This window comes from Agreia sp. Leaf210, assembly GCF_001421485.1.
Classification (GTDB): domain Bacteria; phylum Actinomycetota; class Actinomycetes; order Actinomycetales; family Microbacteriaceae; genus Agreia.
The window spans coordinates 134,825-154,946 of the sequence record NZ_LMKK01000001.1 but is presented as its reverse complement, the minus strand read 5'-3'; the positions used below and the strand labels follow the sequence as shown (position 1 = coordinate 154,946).

15 protein-coding genes and 2 tRNA genes are annotated in these 20,122 nt (G+C 67.0%); 8 read left to right on the top strand and 9 right to left on the bottom strand.

Annotated features, from left to right (window positions below):
* Nucleotides 1–10: 10 nt before the first annotated feature.
* Both ASE64_RS00730 and ASE64_RS00725 read right to left on the bottom strand, forming a co-directional pair.
* Nucleotides 11–3,823, bottom strand: a complete 3,813-nt coding sequence (locus ASE64_RS00730; protein ID WP_156351581.1) for an SCO7613 C-terminal domain-containing membrane protein — start codon at nucleotides 3,821–3,823, stop codon at nucleotides 11–13.
* A 101-nt stretch (nucleotides 3,824–3,924) separates the two neighbouring features.
* A tRNA-Gly gene (locus ASE64_RS00725) sits at nucleotides 3,925–3,995 on the bottom strand.
* Between the two features lie 204 nt (nucleotides 3,996–4,199).
* On the opposite strand from ASE64_RS00725, the gene ASE64_RS00720 reads away from it, so the two are divergent.
* From ASE64_RS00720 to ASE64_RS00705, 4 genes are all read left to right on the top strand, one after another.
* Nucleotides 4,200–4,277, top strand: a tRNA-Pro gene (locus ASE64_RS00720).
* A 77-nt stretch (nucleotides 4,278–4,354) separates the two neighbouring features.
* Nucleotides 4,355–5,701 carry a trigger factor gene (gene tig / locus ASE64_RS00715; RefSeq protein WP_055774549.1) on the top strand — a complete coding sequence of 449 codons (1,347 nt, stop codon included), beginning with the start codon at nucleotides 4,355–4,357 and terminating at the stop codon, nucleotides 5,699–5,701.
* A gap of 69 nt (nucleotides 5,702–5,770) precedes the next feature.
* A complete protein-coding gene (locus ASE64_RS00710) occupies nucleotides 5,771–6,526 on the top strand; it encodes an aminoglycoside 3'-phosphotransferase (protein ID WP_055774545.1) in 756 nt (251 codons plus the stop codon).
* A 472-nt stretch (nucleotides 6,527–6,998) separates the two neighbouring features.
* Nucleotides 6,999–7,688: a hypothetical protein gene (locus ASE64_RS00705; RefSeq protein WP_156351580.1), complete on the top strand. Its 690-nt coding sequence runs from the start codon at nucleotides 6,999–7,001 to the stop codon at nucleotides 7,686–7,688.
* Between the two features lie 128 nt (nucleotides 7,689–7,816).
* Here the strand turns inward: ASE64_RS00705 and ASE64_RS00700 are convergent, their stop codons facing one another.
* Nucleotides 7,817–9,109: a DUF445 domain-containing protein gene (locus ASE64_RS00700; protein WP_082465817.1), complete on the bottom strand. Its 1,293-nt coding sequence runs from the start codon at nucleotides 9,107–9,109 to the stop codon at nucleotides 7,817–7,819.
* 113 nt (nucleotides 9,110–9,222) lie between these two features.
* Here ASE64_RS00700 and ASE64_RS00695 point away from each other — a divergent pair, with 113 nt between their 5' ends.
* From ASE64_RS00695 to ASE64_RS00680, 4 genes are all read left to right on the top strand, one after another.
* On the top strand, nucleotides 9,223–9,834 hold the full coding sequence (locus ASE64_RS00695; protein ID WP_055774536.1) for an ATP-dependent Clp protease proteolytic subunit: 612 nt from the start codon (nucleotides 9,223–9,225) through the stop codon (nucleotides 9,832–9,834).
* Between the two features lie 33 nt (nucleotides 9,835–9,867).
* Nucleotides 9,868–10,548 carry an ATP-dependent Clp protease proteolytic subunit gene (locus ASE64_RS00690; protein ID WP_044442923.1) on the top strand — a complete coding sequence of 227 codons (681 nt, stop codon included), beginning with the start codon at nucleotides 9,868–9,870 and terminating at the stop codon, nucleotides 10,546–10,548.
* A gap of 165 nt (nucleotides 10,549–10,713) precedes the next feature.
* Nucleotides 10,714–11,991, top strand: a complete 1,278-nt coding sequence (gene clpX, locus ASE64_RS00685) for an ATP-dependent Clp protease ATP-binding subunit ClpX (RefSeq protein WP_055774534.1) — start codon at nucleotides 10,714–10,716, stop codon at nucleotides 11,989–11,991.
* Nucleotides 11,972–13,198: a benzoate/H(+) symporter BenE family transporter gene (locus tag ASE64_RS00680; protein WP_055774531.1), complete on the top strand. Its 1,227-nt coding sequence runs from the start codon at nucleotides 11,972–11,974 to the stop codon at nucleotides 13,196–13,198. Before clpX ends, ASE64_RS00680 begins: the two co-directional genes overlap by 20 nt.
* Here ASE64_RS00680 and ASE64_RS00675 read toward each other — a convergent pair.
* The 6 genes from ASE64_RS00675 to ASE64_RS00650 form a co-directional block, all read right to left on the bottom strand.
* The gene (locus ASE64_RS00675) at nucleotides 13,161–14,033 is read right to left on the bottom strand and encodes a siderophore-interacting protein (RefSeq protein ID WP_326939007.1); all 873 of its coding nucleotides are present in this window, start codon (nucleotides 14,031–14,033) and stop codon (nucleotides 13,161–13,163) included. The genes ASE64_RS00680 and ASE64_RS00675 overlap by 38 nt on opposite strands.
* 59 nt (nucleotides 14,034–14,092) lie before the next feature.
* On the bottom strand, nucleotides 14,093–14,341 hold the full coding sequence (locus tag ASE64_RS00670; RefSeq protein ID WP_235480439.1) for a hypothetical protein: 249 nt from the start codon (nucleotides 14,339–14,341) through the stop codon (nucleotides 14,093–14,095).
* Entirely contained in the window at nucleotides 14,338–15,003 is a 666-nt protein-coding gene (locus ASE64_RS00665) for a hypothetical protein (protein ID WP_055774526.1), read from the bottom strand. Before ASE64_RS00665 ends, ASE64_RS00670 begins: the two co-directional genes overlap by 4 nt.
* On the bottom strand, nucleotides 15,000–15,449 hold the full coding sequence (locus ASE64_RS00660) for a GNAT family N-acetyltransferase (RefSeq protein WP_055774522.1): 450 nt from the start codon (nucleotides 15,447–15,449) through the stop codon (nucleotides 15,000–15,002). Before ASE64_RS00660 ends, ASE64_RS00665 begins: the two co-directional genes overlap by 4 nt.
* 31 nt (nucleotides 15,450–15,480) lie before the next feature.
* On the bottom strand, nucleotides 15,481–18,093 hold the full coding sequence (valS, locus tag ASE64_RS00655) for a valine--tRNA ligase (protein ID WP_055774516.1): 2,613 nt from the start codon (nucleotides 18,091–18,093) through the stop codon (nucleotides 15,481–15,483).
* Nucleotides 18,094–18,181: 88 nt separating this feature from the next.
* Nucleotides 18,182–20,029, bottom strand: coding sequence for a phosphoenolpyruvate carboxykinase (GTP) (locus ASE64_RS00650; protein WP_082465816.1), 1,848 nt, complete (start codon nucleotides 20,027–20,029; stop codon nucleotides 18,182–18,184).
* Nucleotides 20,030–20,122: the final 93 nt, after the last annotated feature.

Sequence of the window (20,122 nt, the reverse complement as noted above, 5' to 3'; positions counted from 1 at the left end):
GGCCCGCGCGTCAACGCAGTGAGGACACCGTACCGACGAACGATCTGAGGTTGCGCACCCGATGCTCGTATCGGGCCGCCAGCGCGACGAGGAGTGCGCCGCCGATTCCCAGCCAGATCCACCACGGCACGGCCGAGTAGAGTCCCTGGATCCACGGCCAGGACTGGGCGATCGCGTGCACGAGCAGCACCACCCCGCCGACGATCAGCGGAGCCTGCCAGCGCAGCGCGATGCCGACGACGACGATCGCCACCGCGAGAACGCCGAGTGCGATGACGCGCCAGAGATCCGTGCTTCCGACGTCGGCGAGGAGTGACGGAACGAGCAGCAGGCCGAGCCCCGGTCCGAGGTGCGGCCACGTGCGAGCGGCCGCGTCGCGGTTCAGTCTGATAAGGCCCGACGCGATCAGCGCCACGGCGACGGGAGCCGTCGCCAGTTCGAATGGATGCGCCGCGCCGGTCGCGAGGCCGGTGACTCCGACGACGACCAGAAGGCTGAGGGCCGTGAGCCTGGACACACGGTCGAGAGGCACCGAATGGCGCACGGCGGCGGCGACCACCACACCGACGAAAGTCATGCTCACGACGATGAGGCGCGTCGACGCATTCGTCTCGGGAAACGCGACCAGGCATACGACAGCGCTGACACCGGCGAGGGTGACGGCCGAGGGCACCCCGAGTTGAGCGACGGGGAAGGGCAGGGCTCGACGTCTCGTCCACACGACCGACGTCACGATCAGAGCGAGCACGGCGGGGAGCGTCCAGATCTCGGGGAAGAGCGCTGCGTCTGAGGCGCCGACGGCGTCGCGCACGGTGCGGCCGAGGCCCACAGAAATCAGCACAGCGATGCCCGAATACAGCGTGCTGTCGCGCACGAGGACGCCGCGCACGACCCGGGGTGCGATGAGCGCCACCGTCGTCACCGCGCCGGCGATCACGAGCACCACAATGGCGCGGGCGGCGTGTTCGTCTGCGATCGAGACCAGCGCGGAGGGCGCGAGTGCGATGACGAGAGCCGCGGCGAGGAGGGTCGACCGGACGGTGGCCACATGCGCCGTCAACGGGCCGAACACGGCGATGGCAGCGGTGAGACACAACAGCAAGCCGGCGACGGGCAGCGTGTACGGTTCGACGTCGACGATGCCTCGGAAGGCCAGGAACTGCCAGAGTGCCGCAACGGCGAGGATGCACGTGAGGGTGCCGCCGAAGCGTCGCGGCGACAGACTCGTGAACGGGTTGCCGTCGGTGAACGCGACGATGAGCGGCGTCGCCGCGAGCAGGAGCAGAGTCAGCCACGTGCTTTCTCCGGGATCGATCGCGCTTCGGGCGATGGAGACGACGACGATGAGGGCGGTTGCGCACTCCCACGCGATGCGCGCGGCGCGGTGCATGCCGGATGCGGCCCGTGCGAACAACATCGCGCCGAGAGAGGCCGACAGGAGCGCCGCGGTCGGTGCCGCGAGGTCGACGATCAGGGCCGTGGACGAGGTGGTGGCAGCGTCGATCACGGCGGCGAGGGTTGCCGCCAGCGCGAGGGGCGCCATGACGGCCAGCACGACGCGTTCGACCGTGTTCGCCACGGGGCCGCGCAGTTGCCAGGTCACGGCGGCGACCGTGAGGACGAGCAGAACAGCGACCCGCACGACGTGCTCGGCGGCGGAACCGGCTCCCGACGCGAAGAGGACGAGCGAGCTGATGGCCGCTGCGGGCAGGGCGACGATCGCCGCGGCGCGGAGACCAGAGATTCCGCTCGGAACGCGCTCGACGCGGGTTCGCAGAACCAGCGGAGCCACGAACAGAAGGAGCGCAGCGGCCGCACCGGGAAGGGCGGCGAAATCGCTCGGAGGAGGAAAGGGGGAACCGCTCAGCGAGGCCGAGAGGCGCCAGCCCGTGATCCAGGGCACCAGCAGTGTCGCCTCGACGAACCCGAGGCCCACGGCCACGGCGGTGAGGAGAGTCCGCACGAGCGAGCCGGCGCGAGTGCCGGGTGCGACGACGAGCCGCGATGCGACGATCAGGGCCGCGGTGGCGAGGATGCCCGGCAGCCACAGGGGCGAGCTCGCATGCGAGAGAATCGCGACCGCGAACGTGGCGACACCCAACGCGATCGCCGCGGGAACACGCGCCGCAGGCACGCGCCGGCCCCTCGTGGCGAGAAGAAGCGAGAGTGCGACGACGGCGACAGACGCGTAGGCGAGGAGAGCCACCATCACCGAGTCTGAATGGCTGGCCGCGGCGATCATCGCCAGAGCCGCCAATCCGCCCGCGACCGCACCGACGACCCTCGGCAGCCGTACGAAGCGGATGGCCGCGGCTCCGAGGATCGCTGCGGCGGCCGGGGCGAGAACGGCGGCCCACGCTCCGGTCTCGGGAAGGTAACCGGCGGTGTCGCCGGGGGTCGCCTGCCAGAGAAGATGTCGTGGAACGAGCGAGCTGAGAATGTGAATCGCCGCAAGTCCGACGCCCGGGAGCAGGCCGATCGCGGCGACGACAAGCGCGGGGATCAGCGCGTCGCGGCAGGTCCGCGTCGAGAGCTCGGTCGTGGAGGTGCGCGCACGAACCACGAAGGTGACGGCGATGACGCCGGCGGCCGTTCCCGGAGCCCAGAGGTTCCACTCGGTCGACGCGTCTCTGAATATGGCCATCGTCGGGGCAAGCGTCACAGACAACCCGAGCAGCACCGATGCCGCCCTGCTCCAGGGTCGCGCGCCGGACTCCGCACGCAGCCGCACGACGACCGCGCCCCAGGCGATCGCCGACACGGAGCACGCCAGGGCCGACGAGCCCGGGAGCTCGGGCAGAAGCACAGCGGCGGGGATGAGTGCCGCCGTCATCGATGCGACGGCGACCCATCGGAGGACGGCCGCCTCGGTCGACCGATCACCGATCTGCGGAAGAAGAAGCGCGGACGCACCTGCCACCACAAGGCCCGCCCACCACGCCAGGCCGGAGTCGACAGGGTGGAGCGCGCCGATCACGACGAGGGCGAGACCGGCCGGGGCGAGTACCACGCTGCCGAAGCGCGCGAAGCGGAGCCCCGAGACCCGATGAAGGAGTTCGAGCAGGGCGGCGAGAGCGAGCAGGCCCACGCCGCAGAACAGTGCGGGGGCGACCGAAGAGGAACCGAAGAGTTCTGCACCCCGCACGAACACGAGTACACCGATCAGGATCACCGCCCCTGTCACACCGACGCCCTCGGCCGTGGCGGGCAGGCGGCGCCGCCTGAGCAGCCAGGCGACGCCGAACACGACGACTCCGGCGAGAGCGGTGACGACGACGCGCACCTCGACGGTGGCGAACAGGTAGGCGACGGTCACGAAGAACAGTGCGAAGACGGAGAGGAGCACGATGCCCGTCACCAGCAGGAAGACCTGCACCCCGGATCGGCGGGGTCCACGCTCGGTGAGGCCGACCGCGGGCGCGGGGTGCGGTAACGGAGGAGAGGGAACAGTCGCGGCGGCCGCGCTCGCGGCATCCGGCATGTGGTCTGCGGACGTGGGTGGGGCCGCCGGCTGAGGGAGCTCGAGGGTCGACGCGATCTGCGCGACCTGCGCGACCTGCTCGTCCGCCTGGGCGGCGAGTTGCTCGTTCCACATGCGATCGATCAGATCGCGGCGACGGCGTTCGGCGCCGACGATCGTGTTCGACGCCGCGATGAGTTCTGCGGCCAGCGGCACGTTCAGTTCGAGACCGCAGGCATGGCAACGGCTGCTGCCCAGCACCGCGAAACAGCGCGGGCAGAGGCCCATGTCAGAGAAAGCGAGAGGTGTCGAAGGCCAGGCGGCCTCCGGCGACGGAACGGAGGCAGGCGCGGGGTCTGTCATCTGCACAGCGTGTCAGAGATCACACATCGTCTGCAGCGGGTGAGGTCGAACTGGGGATGAAAAAAGGCCCCCGAGTGTCTCGGAGGCCTTTCTTGACAACGAGGGGCTGACGAGAATCGAACTCGCATCATCTGTTTGGAAGACAGAGGCTTTACCACTAAGCTACAGCCCCGAATGGGGAGGTGTGCGCCGCAAGCGGCACTGGAACATCGTAGTACACAGTTTCCCCGTCCGCGTAACCGGCGCCGGGAAATTGCTCAGCGGGCCTCCAGACTGTGCAGTAGACTTGCCGAGGCCAATTCGCCCGGCACTACCCTCGTGCCAGACGCCCTGTGCGTCACCCGGTGACTGGCCTCACGGGACTTGTGACGAGAACCGGGGCGTAGCTCAGCTTGGCTAGAGCGCCCGTTTTGGGGGCGGGAGGTCGCAGGTTCGAATCCTGTCGCCCCGACCACAGCGCGAGTTCCCCCAGTACCACTTTGATCCAGCCAAACGGTGCAGCACAGTACTAACCCTCAGGAGAAGCCAAACGTGAAGACCACGGTCGAACAGCTCAGCCCGACACGCGTGAAGATCGCCATCTCGGTCACCCCCGACGAGCTGAAGCCCAGCATTGATCACGCATACGGCCACATCGCCGAGTCGATCAATATCCCCGGCTTCCGCAAGGGCAAGGTTCCGCCGCCCCTCATCGACCAGCGCGTCGGCAAGGAGGCCGTGCTCGAGCACGCCGTCAACGACGGACTCGACGGCTTCTACCGCCAGGCCATCACCGAGAACGAGCTTCGCCCCCTCGGCAAGCCGAGCGCAGACATCGTCGAGTGGCCCAGCAACAAGGACTTCTCCGGAGACCTCGAGCTCGCCATCGAGGTCGATGTGCGCCCCGAGATCACCCTCCCCGAGTACAACGACCTCGAGGTCACAGTCGACACCGTCGAGGTGTCCGACGAGGACATCGCGACCGAGCTCGAGAACCTGCGCAGCCGCTTCGGCACGCTGGTGACCGTCGACCGTCCGGCCAAGACGGGCGACTTCGCCCAGCTCGACCTGGTCGCCACGATCGATGGCGCCGAGGTCGACAAGGCCACGGGCATCTCCTACGAGGTCGGATCGGGCGAACTGCTCGAAGGCATCGACGAGGCGCTCGACTCCCTCTCCGCGGGCGAGTCCACCACCTTCGAGGCGCCGCTGCTCGGCGGAGACCACGCCGGTTCCGACGCACTCGTGTCGGTCTCGCTGCTCGCCGTCAAGGAGCGCGAGCTTCCCGAGGCCGACGACGACTTCGCTCAGATCGCCAGCGAGTTCGACACGCTCGACGAGCTGAAGGCCGACCTCAAGAACACCGTCGCGAAGCAGAAGGCGTTCGGCCAGGCATCCGCCGCCCGCACCAAGCTGGTCGAGACGCTGCTCGAGAAGGTCGACGTCGCCGTGCCGCCCGCGCTCATCGAAGACGAGGTGCACCGTCACCTCGAGGGCGAGAACCGCCTCGAAGACGACGAGCACCGCGCCGAGGTCACCGCCTCGAGCGAGAGCACGTTCCGCACCCAGATCCTCCTCGACGCTGTCGCTGAGAAGGAGCAGGTCAAGGTCGGCCAGGACGAGCTGACGCAGTACCTCGTGCAGAGCGCCGCTCAGTACGGCATGGAGCCCAACGAGTTCGTTCAGGCACTCGACCAGAGCGGCCAGATCCCCGCCATGGTCGGCGAGGTCGCCCGCAACAAGGCGCTCGCGATCCTGCTCGGCAAGGCCAAGGTCGTCGACACCGACGGCAAGACCGTCGACCTCAAGGAGTTCGCCGCGGTCGTCTCGGAGCCCGAGGATGCCGTCGACGAGCACGAGGGTCACGACCACGACGACCACGAGGGTCACTCCCACTAGTCGCTTCACTCGAGGGGCCCGGCATGCACGCGCATGCCGGGCCCCTCGTCGTTAAGCGACACTGAGGGAATGGAGATCGCCGCGGTGCCCGACGGACCGGTCGAGGTACCGTCGATCGTGTCGTTGCACGCCGCCGGCGATACGCCGGTTCCGGTGTGGCGTAACACTCGTGGCGGACTGACGTTCAGACTCGGCGAGGGCGTGCGGGCCCGCTTCATCAAGTGGATGCCCGAAGGCGAGTCGTCGCTCGAAGGCGAGGCCGAGCGGCTCGCTTGGGCGAGCGCGTTCATCGTGGTTCCTCGCGTGATCGAGGCGGGTTCGGGCGACGGCGGTTCGTGGATGCTGACGGCCGGCCTGCCGGGCCACAGTGCGGTCGATGCGCGGTTCGGGTCGGACGCCGCTACGGCGCGCGTGGCGGCTCGCGGCATCGGCGCCGGACTCCGCCGTCTGCACGACGCACTGCCCGTTGACGCCTGTCCCTATTCCTGGTCGGTATCCCGGCGAATCGGCCGCGCGCGATCGGAGGGCCTTACGGTGGCCGAGTCGCTCGAGATCCCGCCATCCATCGACAGGCTCGTCGTCTGCCACAGCGACGCGTGCGCGCCGAACACACTTCTCGCCGATGACGGCGCTTTCGTCGGCCACGTCGACCTGGGGTCGTTGGGAGTCGCCGATCGCTGGGCCGACCTGGCCATCGCGACGTGGAGCCTGGAATGGAACTTCGCCGGGGGAGAGCGTCTGGAGTCGGAACTGCTCGACGCCTACGGGATCGCGCGCGACGAGGAGCGCATCCGGTACTACCGCGCCCTCTGGGCCGCCACCTGAGCGTCGGTCCACTCCTCCTCCCCAGCCCCGTCGCATCCACTCGGCGCGAAAGCACTCACACCGCGCTCGGTCGGTGCTTTTCCGCCGACTCGACGCGCTCGTGCCTATCGAGTCGGCGCAAAGGCGTGCATGACGCAGGGTTTCGGTGCTTCTCGGCCGACTCGACGGATCGTGTTGCCTGTGGAGAGACGCACAAACAGCGGCGAAGACGGGGCAACATGTCGGGATGCCTCGTCGTGTCGCTCTTCCACCCCATCTGACGCGGCGGTCGTTCTCTGTTGCGGAGGGACGGCATGCGGGGATCGGCCGTCAGCGAATGAGGGGACGAGATCTCGAGCGACCGTTCCATGGCGTTCGAGTCCGGCGGGGTGGCATCCACGGACTCTATGGTCTGTGCCTCGCCTATCTCGTGCGCATGCGCGCGGACGAATTCTTCTGCGGCCTGACGGCAGCTCGGATGTGGCGTATACCGTTGCCCGATGAGTTCACACGGGCAGAGGGCGTGCACGTGGGCCGGATGTCGCCGAATCGGGCGAGTCGAGCGCGCGGCGTAAGAGGGCGCGAGTTCTCCGACACGCGCATCCGAGTCGAGAGGAGATATGGATTCCGTGTCTCGGACGCCGCCTCCACCTGGTGCCACCTCGCCGGAGTACTGTCGCACGACGACCTCGTGGCCGCGGCAGACCACCTCATCTTGGTCCCGAAAAAGCCGCAGCCTGGCGAGACCCGGCCCTACGCGACGATCGAGCAGCTGATCGACCGTGTTCAGAGCTACTCTGGCCGGCACGCGCGGGCGGCCCGGCGCGCAGTTCTCGACATCAGGCAGGGCGCGGAATCGCGGCCGGAGACGATCCTCCGCCTCCACATGATGCGTGCGGGCTTGCCCGAGCTGGAACTGAACGTCGACATCTTCAGCGAATCAGGTACATTCCTCGGACGAGGAGACAGCCTATTTCGGGACTTTCGTGTGATCGCGGAGTACGACGGCGAGCAGCATCGCACCGACTCCGTTCAGTACAACAGGGACATGCTCCGGATCGAGGGTTTCATTCGCAACAAGTGGACGCCCATCCGTGTTCGCAAAGGTCAACTCTTCGGCGACCCGATGGCCGCTGTGGCCCGCGTCGAAGCTGCCCTGCGCGACGCCGGCTGGCGTCCCTGATTCCTCGCGCCGGCATCCACTAGACGCATACGCACCACGACTGTCATCGAGTCGGTGCAGATGCGCGCATAGTCCGGTGGGTGGGTGCTTTCGCGCCGAGTCGAAGTGGCGGAGACCGCGCGGGCGGGTCAGCTGCCGAAGATGGCGTGGGCGACGGTGAAGATGGCCAGCCCTGCGAGCGAGCCGACGACGGTGCCGTTGATGCGGATGAACTGCAGGTCGCGTCCCACCTCGACCTCGATCTTGCGTCCCGTGTCCTCGGCGTTCCAGCCGCGCACGGTGTCGGAGATGATCGCTGCGAGGTCGTGTCGATAGGTCTCGACGAGGTAGCCCGCCGCGTCCTCCACCCAACGGTCGACCTTCTCCCCGAGCACGGCGTCTTCGAGGAGCGCGTGGCCGAACTGAGCGACCGCCTGGGTGAGGCGGGTGCGCAACTCGCTGTCGGCGTTCTCGAGCGACGACAGCAGTGCGGTGCGGGCGGCGTTCCACGCCTGGCCGGCCAGATCGCGCACCTGCGGGCTGTCGAACACCTGACCCTTGAGCTCTTCGACCTTGGTCATCGTGGCCTCGTCGTGCTGCAGGTCGTCGCTGAGCTTGCGCAGATACTCGTCGATCGCGACGCGCAACTGGTGGTTCGGGTCGTTGCGCACAGCCGAGATGAACTTCAGGGCCTCCCGGTGGGCGCGGTCGTCGACGACGCGATCGACGAACGACGGCATCCAGCTGGGCAGGCGCTCGCTCACGGCCTGACCGAACGCATCCGGATTGCGTTCGAGCCACTCGTGCAGACGCTCGACGAGCAGATCGACGACCTGGCCCTGATGCCCGCCGTCGACGAAGGTCGAGGTCATGCGTCCGAGGGGAGGTCCCCAAGCCGGATCGATCAGCTGCCGACGCCCGATCTCCTCGATGACCTCGCGCATCGTGTCGTCGTCGGCGAGGGAGAGGAATCCGCGTGCCGCGTTGGCCGCCTCCAAGGTGAGCCTCTCTGCGTGGGCCGGATCGATGAGCCAGGTTCCGACGGCGCGCGAGACCCCGAGCGAGCGCAATTTCGTCGTGATGACCTCGCGCGACAGAAAGTTCGTCTCGACGAATTCTCCGAGCGTCACGCCGATACGGTCTTTCTCGGTCGGAATGATCGCCGTGTGAGGAATGCGCAGTCCGAGAGGATGCCGGAACAATGCGGTGACCGCGAACCAGTCGGCGATGGCGCCCACCATGCCGCCCTCGGCCGCGGCGCGCACGTACTGCAGCCACTCGTACTTCTCCTGCAGCGCGAATGCCACGACGAAGATCACCGCCATGATCACCAGAAGTCCGGTGGCCAGGCGCTTCATGCCGCGGAGCGCGGCGAGCTTCTCCAGGTCGCGCGGCGAGAGAAGGGTGGTGGATGCGACGGGGACGTCGAGCGGGGTGGCCATGGCTTTATCGTAAGACGGCTTCACCGCCATTCTTTGCCTACGGCGAACAGCGGCTTCTGCCGAGGCATCCTCCAGTAGATTCGAGATCACGCAAGTAATAGAGGAGCAATCACATGGCCGAACCGGCTCTGGTATCCAGTGTTTTTGACCGACTACTCAAGGACCGCATCATCTGGTTGGGCAGTGCTGTCCGTGACGACAATGCGAACGAGATCTGCGCCAAGATTCTTCTGCTCGCAGCCGAAGATCCCGATCGCGACATCTACCTCTACATCAACTCTCCCGGCGGATCGATCACCGCGGGAATGGCCATCTACGACACGATGAAGTTCGTCTCGAACGACATCGTCACCGTCGGAATCGGCATGGCGGCCTCGATGGGCCAGTTCCTGCTCTCGTCGGGAACGAAGGGCAAGCGCTACATCACGCCCAACGCCCGCGTGCTGCTGCACCAGCCCTCCGGTGGCTTCGGCGGCACGAGCGCCGACATCCAGACCCAGGCCAAGCTGATCCTCGACATGAAGCGCCGCATGGCGGAGCTCACCAGCGAGCAGACCGGCAAGACCATCGAGCAGGTCATCAAAGACGGCGACCGTGACAACTGGTTCACCGCGCAGGAGGCCCTCGAGTACGGCTTCGTCGACCACGTCCGCGAGTTCGCGTCCGACGTCGCCGGCGGCGGCGGCACCGAAGAGGCCGACGCCGTGCCCAGCGAGTCCAACTAAGTTCCGCCGAGACCAGACGAACAGAGAAGAAGAATGAATACTCCCGCTTTCGGCGCCGCTTACAGCTCGCCCTACGGAAACGGCACCTCGCCGTCCAACCGCTACATCCTGCCCACGTTCGAAGAGCGCACGGCCTATGGCTACAAGCGCCAGGACCCGTACGCGAAGCTCTTCGAAGACCGCATCATCTTCCTCGGAGTGCAGGTCGACGACGCGTCCGCCGATGACATCATGGCTCAGCTCCTCGTTCTCGAGAGCCAGGACCCGGACCGCGACATCGAGATGTACATCAACTCTCCCGGTGGATCGTTCACCGCGATGACGGCGATCTACGACACGATGCAGTACATCCGCCCGCAGATCCAAACCGTATGCCTCGGCCAGGCTGCCTCGGCGGCGGCCGTGCTGCTCGCTGCGGGCTCGCCCGGCAAGCGCCTCGCCCTGCCGAACGCTCGGATCCTCATCCACCAGCCGTCCGCGGGTGGCGGAGAGGGCGGTGGCCAGGCCTCCGACATCGAGATCCAGGCCGCCGAGATCCTGCGCATGCGCACCTGGCTCGAGGAGACCCTGGCGCACCACTCCGGCAAGACCGCGGAGCAGGTCAACAAGGACATCGACCGCGACAACATCATGAGTGCGGCCGACGCCCTCGAGTACGGACTGATCGACCAGGTCCTGACCTCGCGCAAGAACCTGCCTGCGCTCGTCAAGTAGTTCTTTTCCCCATGAGGCCCCTCGCCGGGCTCGATGATCGATTCGTTCGTTGAGCCCGTCGAGGGGCCTTTTTGTTACGACTAACGCGACTCTCGATCATGGTCCGCCCCGGATGTCGGTGGCACGGGTTAGGCTCGAATCAATCGTCATCGACAGGAGGCTGGCATGGCTCGCATCGGAGAAAGCGCCGACCTGCTCAAGTGTTCGTTCTGCGGAAAGAGCCAGAAGCAGGTGCAGCAACTCATCGCCGGCCCCGGGGTCTACATCTGCGACGAGTGCGTCGAGCTGTGCAACGAGATCATCGAGGAGCGCCTGTCTGAGGCGGGCGACGAAGCGACCGGCGAGTTCGAGCTGCCGAAGCCCAAAGAGATCTTCAACTTCCTCGAAGAATATGTGATCGGCCAGGAGGCCGCGAAGAAGGCGCTCTCCGTCGCCGTCTACAACCACTACAAGCGCACCAAGGCGCGCACCACCATCGGCCCTGCAGAGACGCAGGGCGACCAGATCGAACTGGCCAAGAGCAACATCCTCCTCATCGGCCCGACCGGCTGCGGCAAGACCTACCTGGCGCAGACGCTGGCGAAGCGGCTCAACGTGCCGTTCGCGGTGGCCGATGCGACAGCGCTCACCGAGGCGGGCTACGTCGGCGAAGACGTCGAGAACATCCTGCTGAAGCTCATCCAGGCGGCCGACTACGACGTCAAGCGTGCCGAGACGGGCATCATCTACATCGACGAGGTCGACAAGATCGCCCGCAAGGCAGAGAACCCGTCGATCACCCGCGATGTCTCCGGCGAGGGGGTTCAGCAGGCGCTGCTCAAGATCCTCGAGGGCACCGTGGCGTCTGTTCCGCCGCAGGGCGGGCGCAAGCACCCGCACCAGGAGTTCATCCAGATCGACACCACGAACGTGCTCTTCATCGTGGCCGGTGCGTTCGCGGGGCTCGAGGAGATCATCGCCGAGCGGGCAGGCAAGCGGGGCATCGGCTTCAACGCGCCGCTGCACTCCAAGCGCGAAGACGTCAACTTCTTCTCCGACGTTCTGCCCGAAGACCTGCACAAGTTCGGTCTGATTCCCGAGTTCATCGGTCGTCTGCCCGTGGTCACCACGGTGACGCCGCTCGATCAGACCGCGCTGATGCAGATCCTCACCGAGCCGCGCAACGCCATCGTCAAGCAGTATCAGCGCATGTTCGAACTCGACGGCGTCGAGCTCGAGTTCGACCGCGAAGCTCTCGAGGCCATCGCCGACCTGGCGGTTCTGCGCAAGACCGGTGCACGTGGGCTCCGCTCCATCATGGAAGAGGTACTCGGACCGATCATGTTCGAGGTGCCTTCCACCGACGAGGTGGCGCGTGTCGTCGTCACCCGCGAATCCGTGAACAACAACGCCGCACCGACGATCGTTCCGCGCAAGCCTGTTCGTGCCGAAAAGTCGGCGTAACGACGCCGACGCCGTTGGGCTGATCCAGCCCGTCTCGGCTGGTATCGTTTCGGCGATCACGGGCTTCGCAAGCTCGTTCGTGCTCGTTGTCGCCGGTCTTCGTGCGGTAGGGGCGAGCGAGGCGCAGGCTTCGTCTGGCCTGCTCGCCGTCTGCGTCTTGAGCGGACTGTGCTGCATCGTGTTGGCATGGCGGTTCAGAATGCCCATCTCGTTCGCGTGGTCCACACCGGGGGCCGCACTCTTGGTTGCTGCGGCTGCTGTGACCGACGACTTCGGCGCCGCCGTGGGCGCTTTTCTGGTCTGCGGTGCACTGATCGTGCTGTGCGGTCTCTGGCCCGCTCTCGGGCGTGCCATCACCAGCATCCCGCGTCCGATCGCGAGTGCCATGCTCGCCGGCATCCTCTTTCCGATCTGTCTCGCTCCGATCACCGCGGCGGTGCAGCTTCCCTGGCTGGCCCTGCCCGTGATCATCACGTGGCTCGTGCTGTACAGGCTCGCGCCGCGGTGGGCAGTGCCAGCCGCCATGCTCGTAGCGGCCATCGGCATCGCCGTCACATCGGGCAGCTCTCTCCTCGAGGGGGCCGGACTCGCCCCGACGCTGCAGTTCGTTGTTCCGTCGTTCGACCCCGCGGTCATCGTGAGCCTCGGTCTGCCTCTGTTCATCGTCACCATGGCGGGCCAGAACGTGCCCGGATTCGCGGTGATGTCGACCTTCGGTTACGCGGTTCCGCCGCGACCGGCTCTCGTCGCGTCGGGCGCGGGCTCGATGCTCGGCGCGCTCTTCGGCGGGCACGCCATCAACCTCGCCGCGATCACCGCGGCCATCATGGCCGGCCCCGACGCGCATCCCGATCCACGCAAGCGCTGGCCGGCGTCCGTTACGGCTGGGGTGCTCTATGTGCTCTTCGGCCTCGCAGCCGGAGTCGCGACGACGCTCATCTCGGCCGCGCCGCCCATCCTGATCACGGCGGTCGCGGGTCTCGCGCTGCTCGGCGCCCTCGTCACGAGCGTCGTGAGCGCGCTCGAAGTCGTCGACCGTCGCATCCCCGCCATCGCGACCTTCCTCGTCACGGCATCGGGTGTATCGATCGTCGGCATCGGCTCGGCCTTCTGGGGCCTGCTCGTAGGCGCGGTCGTGATGATCGTGACCACGGTCGGCAGGTCGCGGGTCAGCCCTCAGCCCGACCGAGGCGCCAGTACCCCATAAACGCGACGCTCTTACGGTCGATGCCGAGTTCGCTCACGAGGTGCCGACGCAGAGTCTTGATCACTCCCGCCTCGCCCGCGAGCCAGGCGTAGAGAGGGGCAGACTGCCGCGCGGGTCCACCGTGATCGTCCGAGGGCACCTCCCACAGCATGTCGACATCGACATCGACGTCGCTCAGTTCCGCAGTCACGGTCGATGCCGCGCGCACAGAGCGCAGCAGATCGGGAGCCACGGCCTGCACCGCAGGCACGAGAAGGTCGCCCCGCGCCCGATCGTGTCGCGCGAGCACCTCGACGGTGAAGCCGGGATGCGACGCCATGCAGGCGGCGTCGTCGGAGTGCGGCACCTCGACGATGGCGTGCCCAGAGGCCGTCGCGGGAAGGCGCTCGAGAATCGCTGCGATGGCAGGCAATGCCGTCTCGTCGCCCGCGAGCAGAATGCGCTCGGCGTGGGGCGGCGGAAGAAAATCGACGCCGCCCTGCACGCCGTCATGGTGAGCGTTCGGCCCGAGCACGATGAGCTCGTCGCCGACCGAGGCCGTCTCGGCCCAGATCGAAGCGGGGCCATCGATGGGATGCACCACCACGTCGACGTCGATCTCGCGCAGTTCTGCGCGCACCCCGCGCACGGTGTAGGTGCGGATGGGATTGCGATGATCGTGGGGCAGATCGCGCCACCGGGCGTACCAGTCGTCGGTCATGGGCATGGTGCTGAGCCCGTGTTCCTCGATCGGCAGGATCAGTTTGATGCGCTGATCGAAGCCGTTGTCGGCGAAGGAGTCGAGCCGATCGCCGCTGAGGGTGAATCGCCGAAAGCTGGGTGACAGATCGAGGATCCGACCGACTCGAACTCTGTGCAGATGAAACGGAGACGTGGGGGACTGGGCGAACAGGATCAGTCCTCGTCTTCGTAGGGCGTGATGATCGCCTCGTCTGTGTCGGGGTCGTATTCGACCAGCGTTCCGTCATCGAGTTCGCACACAGGTTTGCCTTCGAGCCAGGTGAGCGTCCAATTCCATCCCGAGGTGTCGGTGCCCGCCTCCGCGAGGGCCGCTTCGACCTCCTCGACGGCGTCGGTGACGACCTGGGGCAGGCGTGACGGGGTCTCGTCGCCGACGGCCCAACGGGTTCCGAGCTGAATCATGTGGTCTCCTTCGCCGCGGCAGCTAGTGCGCCGAGGCCGATGTCGGTGGTGGTCACGCCGGTCGACGTCTCGGTGAACGACGCGACGGCGGTGAGCTCGAGAGCGGAGAAGGCCGCCTTCGCCTCGTCGGTGGGGAAGCCGCACGGGCTGACCGGGGCGTACACCGGGTAGCTGCGCTCACCCGGGTAGGTCAGCCAGACGAGCAGTGGGTCCTCGATCTGCAGCGTGCACACGACCGACGGATCGACCGGAGCGTTCGGCACAGCGTACGCGGCGAGAAGCTGGTCGAGTCCGCCGCTCACGGTGCTGACCGTGGTGGTCATCACGCCGTCCGCGCCCATCGAAGTCGAGCAGATGACTGCGCTCGAGACGGTCGCCTCCAGCTGGTGAAGGTGCACCGCCTCGACGTCGAGCGGGCACCAGGAGGCGAGCTCCTCGGAGTCGGGGAAGGCCACGACGGGAAGCTTTGTGGTGGGCTGCGTGCCGCCCTGGAGGTCGCTCGACGATGTCGGTGTCGCCGAGGGCGATCCGCCTCCGGTGGAGCCTCCCTCAGCCTCTCCCGTGGCGCACGCGGACAGCGCGAGCGCGGTGAAGGCTGCCGCGAGGGTGATCAGAATGGTCTTCTTCACGTGCGTCGAGCCTCCCTCTCTCGGTTCGGTCACGCCTTCAGATCGTACGTGACCCACTCGGTCTTCTGCGCGATCCGGTCGTACAGTCGTCGGGCGTCCTCGTTGTTCTCTGCCGTGATCCAGCGCACGACAAAGGCGCGGCGCTCGACGCCGATCTCGCGCAGTCGCTCGATCAGAGCCTGACCGATTCCTTGCCCCCGCGCATCCGGTCGCACATAGAGGTCGTCGAGGTAGAGGCCCGTGCCGCCCGCGAGGGTGTCGACGAACTCGCGGAAGTGGGCGAGTCCGAGCAGCTGGCCGGTCTCGTCGTCGACGGCGATCATGGCCTCAGCGAGGCGCCGCTCCGACGTGAACCACGACCAGGCACGCACAGCCTTCTCGTCGTTCAGGGGAGTCTCGTAGAAGTCGCAATACCCCTCGAACAACTCGTGCCAGGCGAAGAAATCACGGTCTACGACGGGTCTGATGGTGAATGCCACTGTTGCTCCTAGGGTGTGCGACAACGCTGTCTCAGGCGAGACTATCGGGCGCGAAGACGATGTCCTCGACGACAAGCTCAGTGCCCGCGCGGAAGGTAAGATTCTCTATCTTTCCCACGGCGCGCAGATCGTCGGCCGCCGTCTCGAGGATCTGGATGGTCTCGGCGGGTGCGGCGATCACGGCGGATGCGACCGGCGTCTTCTGCGAGGCCTTCGCGTCGGTCTTGGCCCGGCGGATGCCGATCAGAGCCTGGCCTGCCAACTGCAGCAGGGTCTCGTTCGAGGGGATGCCATCGGCCGGCACGCCGGGGGCATCTCGCGTGGTGGTGGGCCAGGGTGCGACGTGCACGGAGCCGTCATGCGTCCACGACCAGACCTCCTCGGTGGCGAATGGCAGGAAGGGCGCGAAGAGACGGAGCATCACGTCGGTGGCGGCGCGCAGCGCCAAGACCGCCGATGCGCGGGCCGCGGGTTCGGTGGCCTCGCTGTAGGCGCGCTCCTTGACCAGCTCGAGGTAGTCGTCGCAGAACGTCCAGAAGAACGACTCGGTGGTCTCGAGCGCCCGGGCGTGGTCGTAGTTCGCAAACGCATCCGTGGCCGTGGTGATGACGGCGTCGAGCGAGGTGAGCATCGACAGGTCGATGGGGTGCGTCACGGCGTGCTCGCCGGCGGGCAGCTCGAAGCCGTAGACGAACTTCGCCGCGTTCAGGATCTTGATGGCCAGTCGGCGGCCGATCTTGATCTGGGTCGGGTTCTGCGGGTCGAAAGCCGCATCGGTGCCGAGGCGACTCGACGCCGCCCAATACCGCACGGCGTCGGAGCCGTGCTGCTTCAGCACATCGGCGGGCGTGACGACGTTGCCCTTCGACTTCGACATCTTCTTGCGGTCGGGGTCGACGATGAACCCCGACACCGCAGCGTGCTTCCACGGCTTCTCGTTGTCTTCGAGGGTGGCGCGCAGCAGGGTCGAGAACAGCCAGGTGCGGATGATGTCCTGGCCCTGGGGTCGCAGGTCGAAGGGGTAGACGCGCTCGAAGAGGTCTTCGTCGCGCTTCCGCCCGCCCGCGAGCTGCGGGGTGAGCGACGAGGTCGCCCAGGTGTCCATCACGTCGACTTCGCCCTGGAACCCGCCGGCGACGCCGCGCTGGCTCTCGTCGTAGCCGGGGGCCGCATCCGACGACGGGTCGACGGGCAGCGACGACGCGTCGGGGAAGATGGGCTGGTCGAACACCGGGTTGCCGTCGGCGTCGAGGGGGTACCAGACGGGCAGGGGCACGCCGAAGAAGCGCTGGCGCGAGATCAGCCAGTCTCCGGTGAGGCCTCCGACCCAGTTGTCGAAGCGCACCTTCATGAACTCCGGGTGCCACGAGATCTCATTGCCGAGTTCGAGCAGACGAGAGCGCAGCTCTTCGTTGCGGGCGCCATTGGTGATGTACCACTGGCGGGTCGACACGATCTCGAGAGGCTTGTCGCCCTTCTCGAAGAACTTCACGGGGTGCGTGATGGGCTTCGGGTCGCCGATCATCTCTCCGGACTCGCGGAGCAGCTCGACGATCGTCTGCTTGGCAGAGAAGACCGTCTTGCCGGCGAGCTGGGCGTACGCGGCCCTGCCGCCCTCGGACGTGATCGCCAGCGGTGCATCCGAGATGAGACGGCCGTCGAAGCCGATCACGGCGCGGATGGGCAGGTCGAGGTCGCGCCACCAGATCACGTCGGTGAGGTCGCCGAACGTGCAGATCATGGCGATGCCCGAACCCTTGTCCTGCTGCGCGAGGTGATGGGCGACCACGGGGATCTCGACGTCGAAGAGGGGCGAGCGAACGGTCGTGCCGACGAGATCGGCGTACCGGGGGTCGTCCGGATGCGCGACGAGAGCCACGCAGGCGGGAAGCAGTTCGGGGCGGGTCGTCTCGATGAAGATGTCGCCGGCGGGGCCGTGGAACGCGAGCCGGTGATAGGCGCCCGGCTGCTCCTTGTCTTCGAGCTCGGCCTGGGCGACGGCCGTGCGGAACGTCACGTCCCACAGGGTCGGAGCCATGGCCTGATACGCCTCGCCGCGCTCGACGTTGCCGAGGAAGGCCAGCTGGCTCGCTCGGAGCGACTCGTCGCCGATCGTGCGGTACGTCTGGGTCCAGTCGACGGACAGGCCGAGTTCGCGCCACAGCGCCTCGAACTGCTTCTCGTCTTCGACGGTGAGTCGTTCGCAGAGCTCGATGAAGTTGCGACGCGAGACGGGCTTCTGATCTGCGGCCTTCGAGCTCTTGTTGTCGCCGCCCTCGAAGGGAGGTGTGAAGTCGGCCTCGTAGGGCAGCGATGGGTCGCAGCGCACGCCGTAGTAGTTCTGCACGCGCCGTTCGGTGGGAAGGCCGTTGTCGTCCCACCCGATGGGGTAGAAGACGCTCTTGCCGCGCATGCGCTGGAACCGCGCGATCACGTCGGTGTGCGTGTACGAGAAGACGTGCCCGATGTGCAGCGAACCGGATGCCGTCGGCGGGGGAGTGTCGATGGAGTAGACGCCCTCGCGGGTCGCCGCGTCGCGGTCGAAGAGGTACGTGCCCTGGTTTTCCCAGGTCTCTCCCCACTTGCTCTCGAGCCCCTCGAGCACGGGCTTCGCGGGAATGGAGGAGGGCACGGAGTCGGTCACGGCGGGGAGTCCTTTGTTATGGGCGGCACCGTGTCGGTGGTGAGGTGCCTGAATGTCAGCCCCTAAGGATACTCTCCCCGCCGCCGCTTCAGCTCGACGCCTGGTCGGGGCCGAGCTCGCGCGTCAACCGATCGAGCTCTCGTCGCAGCTCGAGGGGGAACCGGGTGTCGTCGAACGAGTCGAAGTACTCGGCGATCGCCCGGGCCTCGCGACGCCAGGCCACCGTGTCGAGATCGATGATTCCCCGGATCTCGTCGACGCTGAGAGAAAGCCCGTCGAGATTCAGTTCGTGCGCGAGGGGAAGGCCTCCGATGGGGGTCGAGCGTGCCTCCAGGTCGCCCTGAAGACGCCCGACGATCCACTCGATGACCCGAGCGTTCTCAGAGAATCCGGGCCAGACGAACCGGCCGTCGGCGTCCGTGCGGAACCAGTTCACGGAGAAGATCTGCGGCGCCTTGTCTCCGAGCTGCTCGCCCATGGCGATCCAGTGGGCGAAGTAGTCGGCCATGTTGTAACCGGCGAAGGGCAGCATCGCGAAGGGGTCATGACGCAGCCGCCCCACCTCGCCGGTGGCCGCGGCGGTCGTCTCGGAGGCCATGGTGGCGCCCATGAAGACGCCCTGCTTCCACGACGCCGCCTGCGAGACGAGAGGCACGGTGCTGGGGCGACGACCACCGAACAGGATCGCGTCGATGACGACGCCGTCCGGCGCATTCCAATCGTCGGCGATCGACGGGCACTGATCGGCCGTCACGGTGAAGCGTCCGTTGGGGTGTGCGGCGCGAGTACCGGATGCGGGGGTCCAGTCGTTGCCCTCCCAGTCGGTCGCGTGGGCCGGCGGCGTGTCGGTCAGGCCCTCCCACCACACATCTCCGTCATCGCGCAGGGCGACGTTCGTGAAGATCGTGTTTCCCCAGATCGTCTGCGTGGCGGTGGGGTTGGTCGACGGTCCAGTTCCCGGCGCGACGCCGAAGAAGCCCCGCTCGGGATTGATCGCGCGGAGCCTGCCGTCGGCACCGGGGCGCATCCAGGCGATGTCATCGCCGATGGTCTCGACCGTCCATCCCGGGATCGAGGGTGCCAGCATCGCGAGATTGGTCTTGCCGCAGGCCGAGGGAAATGCGGCGGCCAGGTGGAACACCCTGTTCTCGGGCGAGGTGACGCGCACGATCAGCATGTGCTCGGCCATCCAGCCCTCGTCGCGGGCCATCACGCTGGCGATGCGCAAGGCGAAGCACTTCTTGCCGAGCAGCGCGTTGCCCCCGTAGCCCGAGCCGAACGACCAGATCTCGCGGGTCTCGGGAAAGTGGCAGATGTATTTCGTGTCGTTGTGCGGCCACGGGCTGTCATCGCGGCGCACTCCGTCGTCGTCGATCAGGGGGACGCCGACGCTGTGCAGGGCGGGTACCCACGGAGTCCCGGGCGTGATCGCGTCGAGCGCCGCGTCGCCCATGCGCGTCATCAGAGCCATGCTCGCGACGACGTAGGGCGAATCCGTAATCTGCACGCCGAACTGCGACAGCGCGCCGCCGATCGGGCCCATGGAGAACGGGACCACGTACATCGTGCGGCCGCGCATGCTGTGAGAGAAGAGCTCCGAGAGCTCGAGGCGCATGATCGACGGATCGCGCCAATTGTTCGTCGGACCGGCGTCGTCGGGATCGACAGAGCAGATGAAGGTGCGATCCTCGACCCGGGCCACGTCGGCGGGGTCGCTGCGCGCGAGAAAGCTGTTCGGTCGCCATTCCGGGTTCAACCGGATCAGCGTTCCCTGGGCGACCATCTCCTTGGTCAGTCGGTCCCATTCCGCGGTCGATCCGTCGACCCAGACGACCTCGTCGGGCGTCGTGAGCCGAGCGATGCCGTCGACCCAGTCGGCGATCTCGGGGTTGGGTGTGGTGCGGGGTGATGCGGTCCTCGGTGCGAGCAGCGTCATGATTCTCCTGTGAATGGATGCGTCGGTCTGGTTGCGAGGAAGAAAATTCTTCGGTATCTCCAGATTGAGCGACAAGCGGCGTAGATTTGAAAA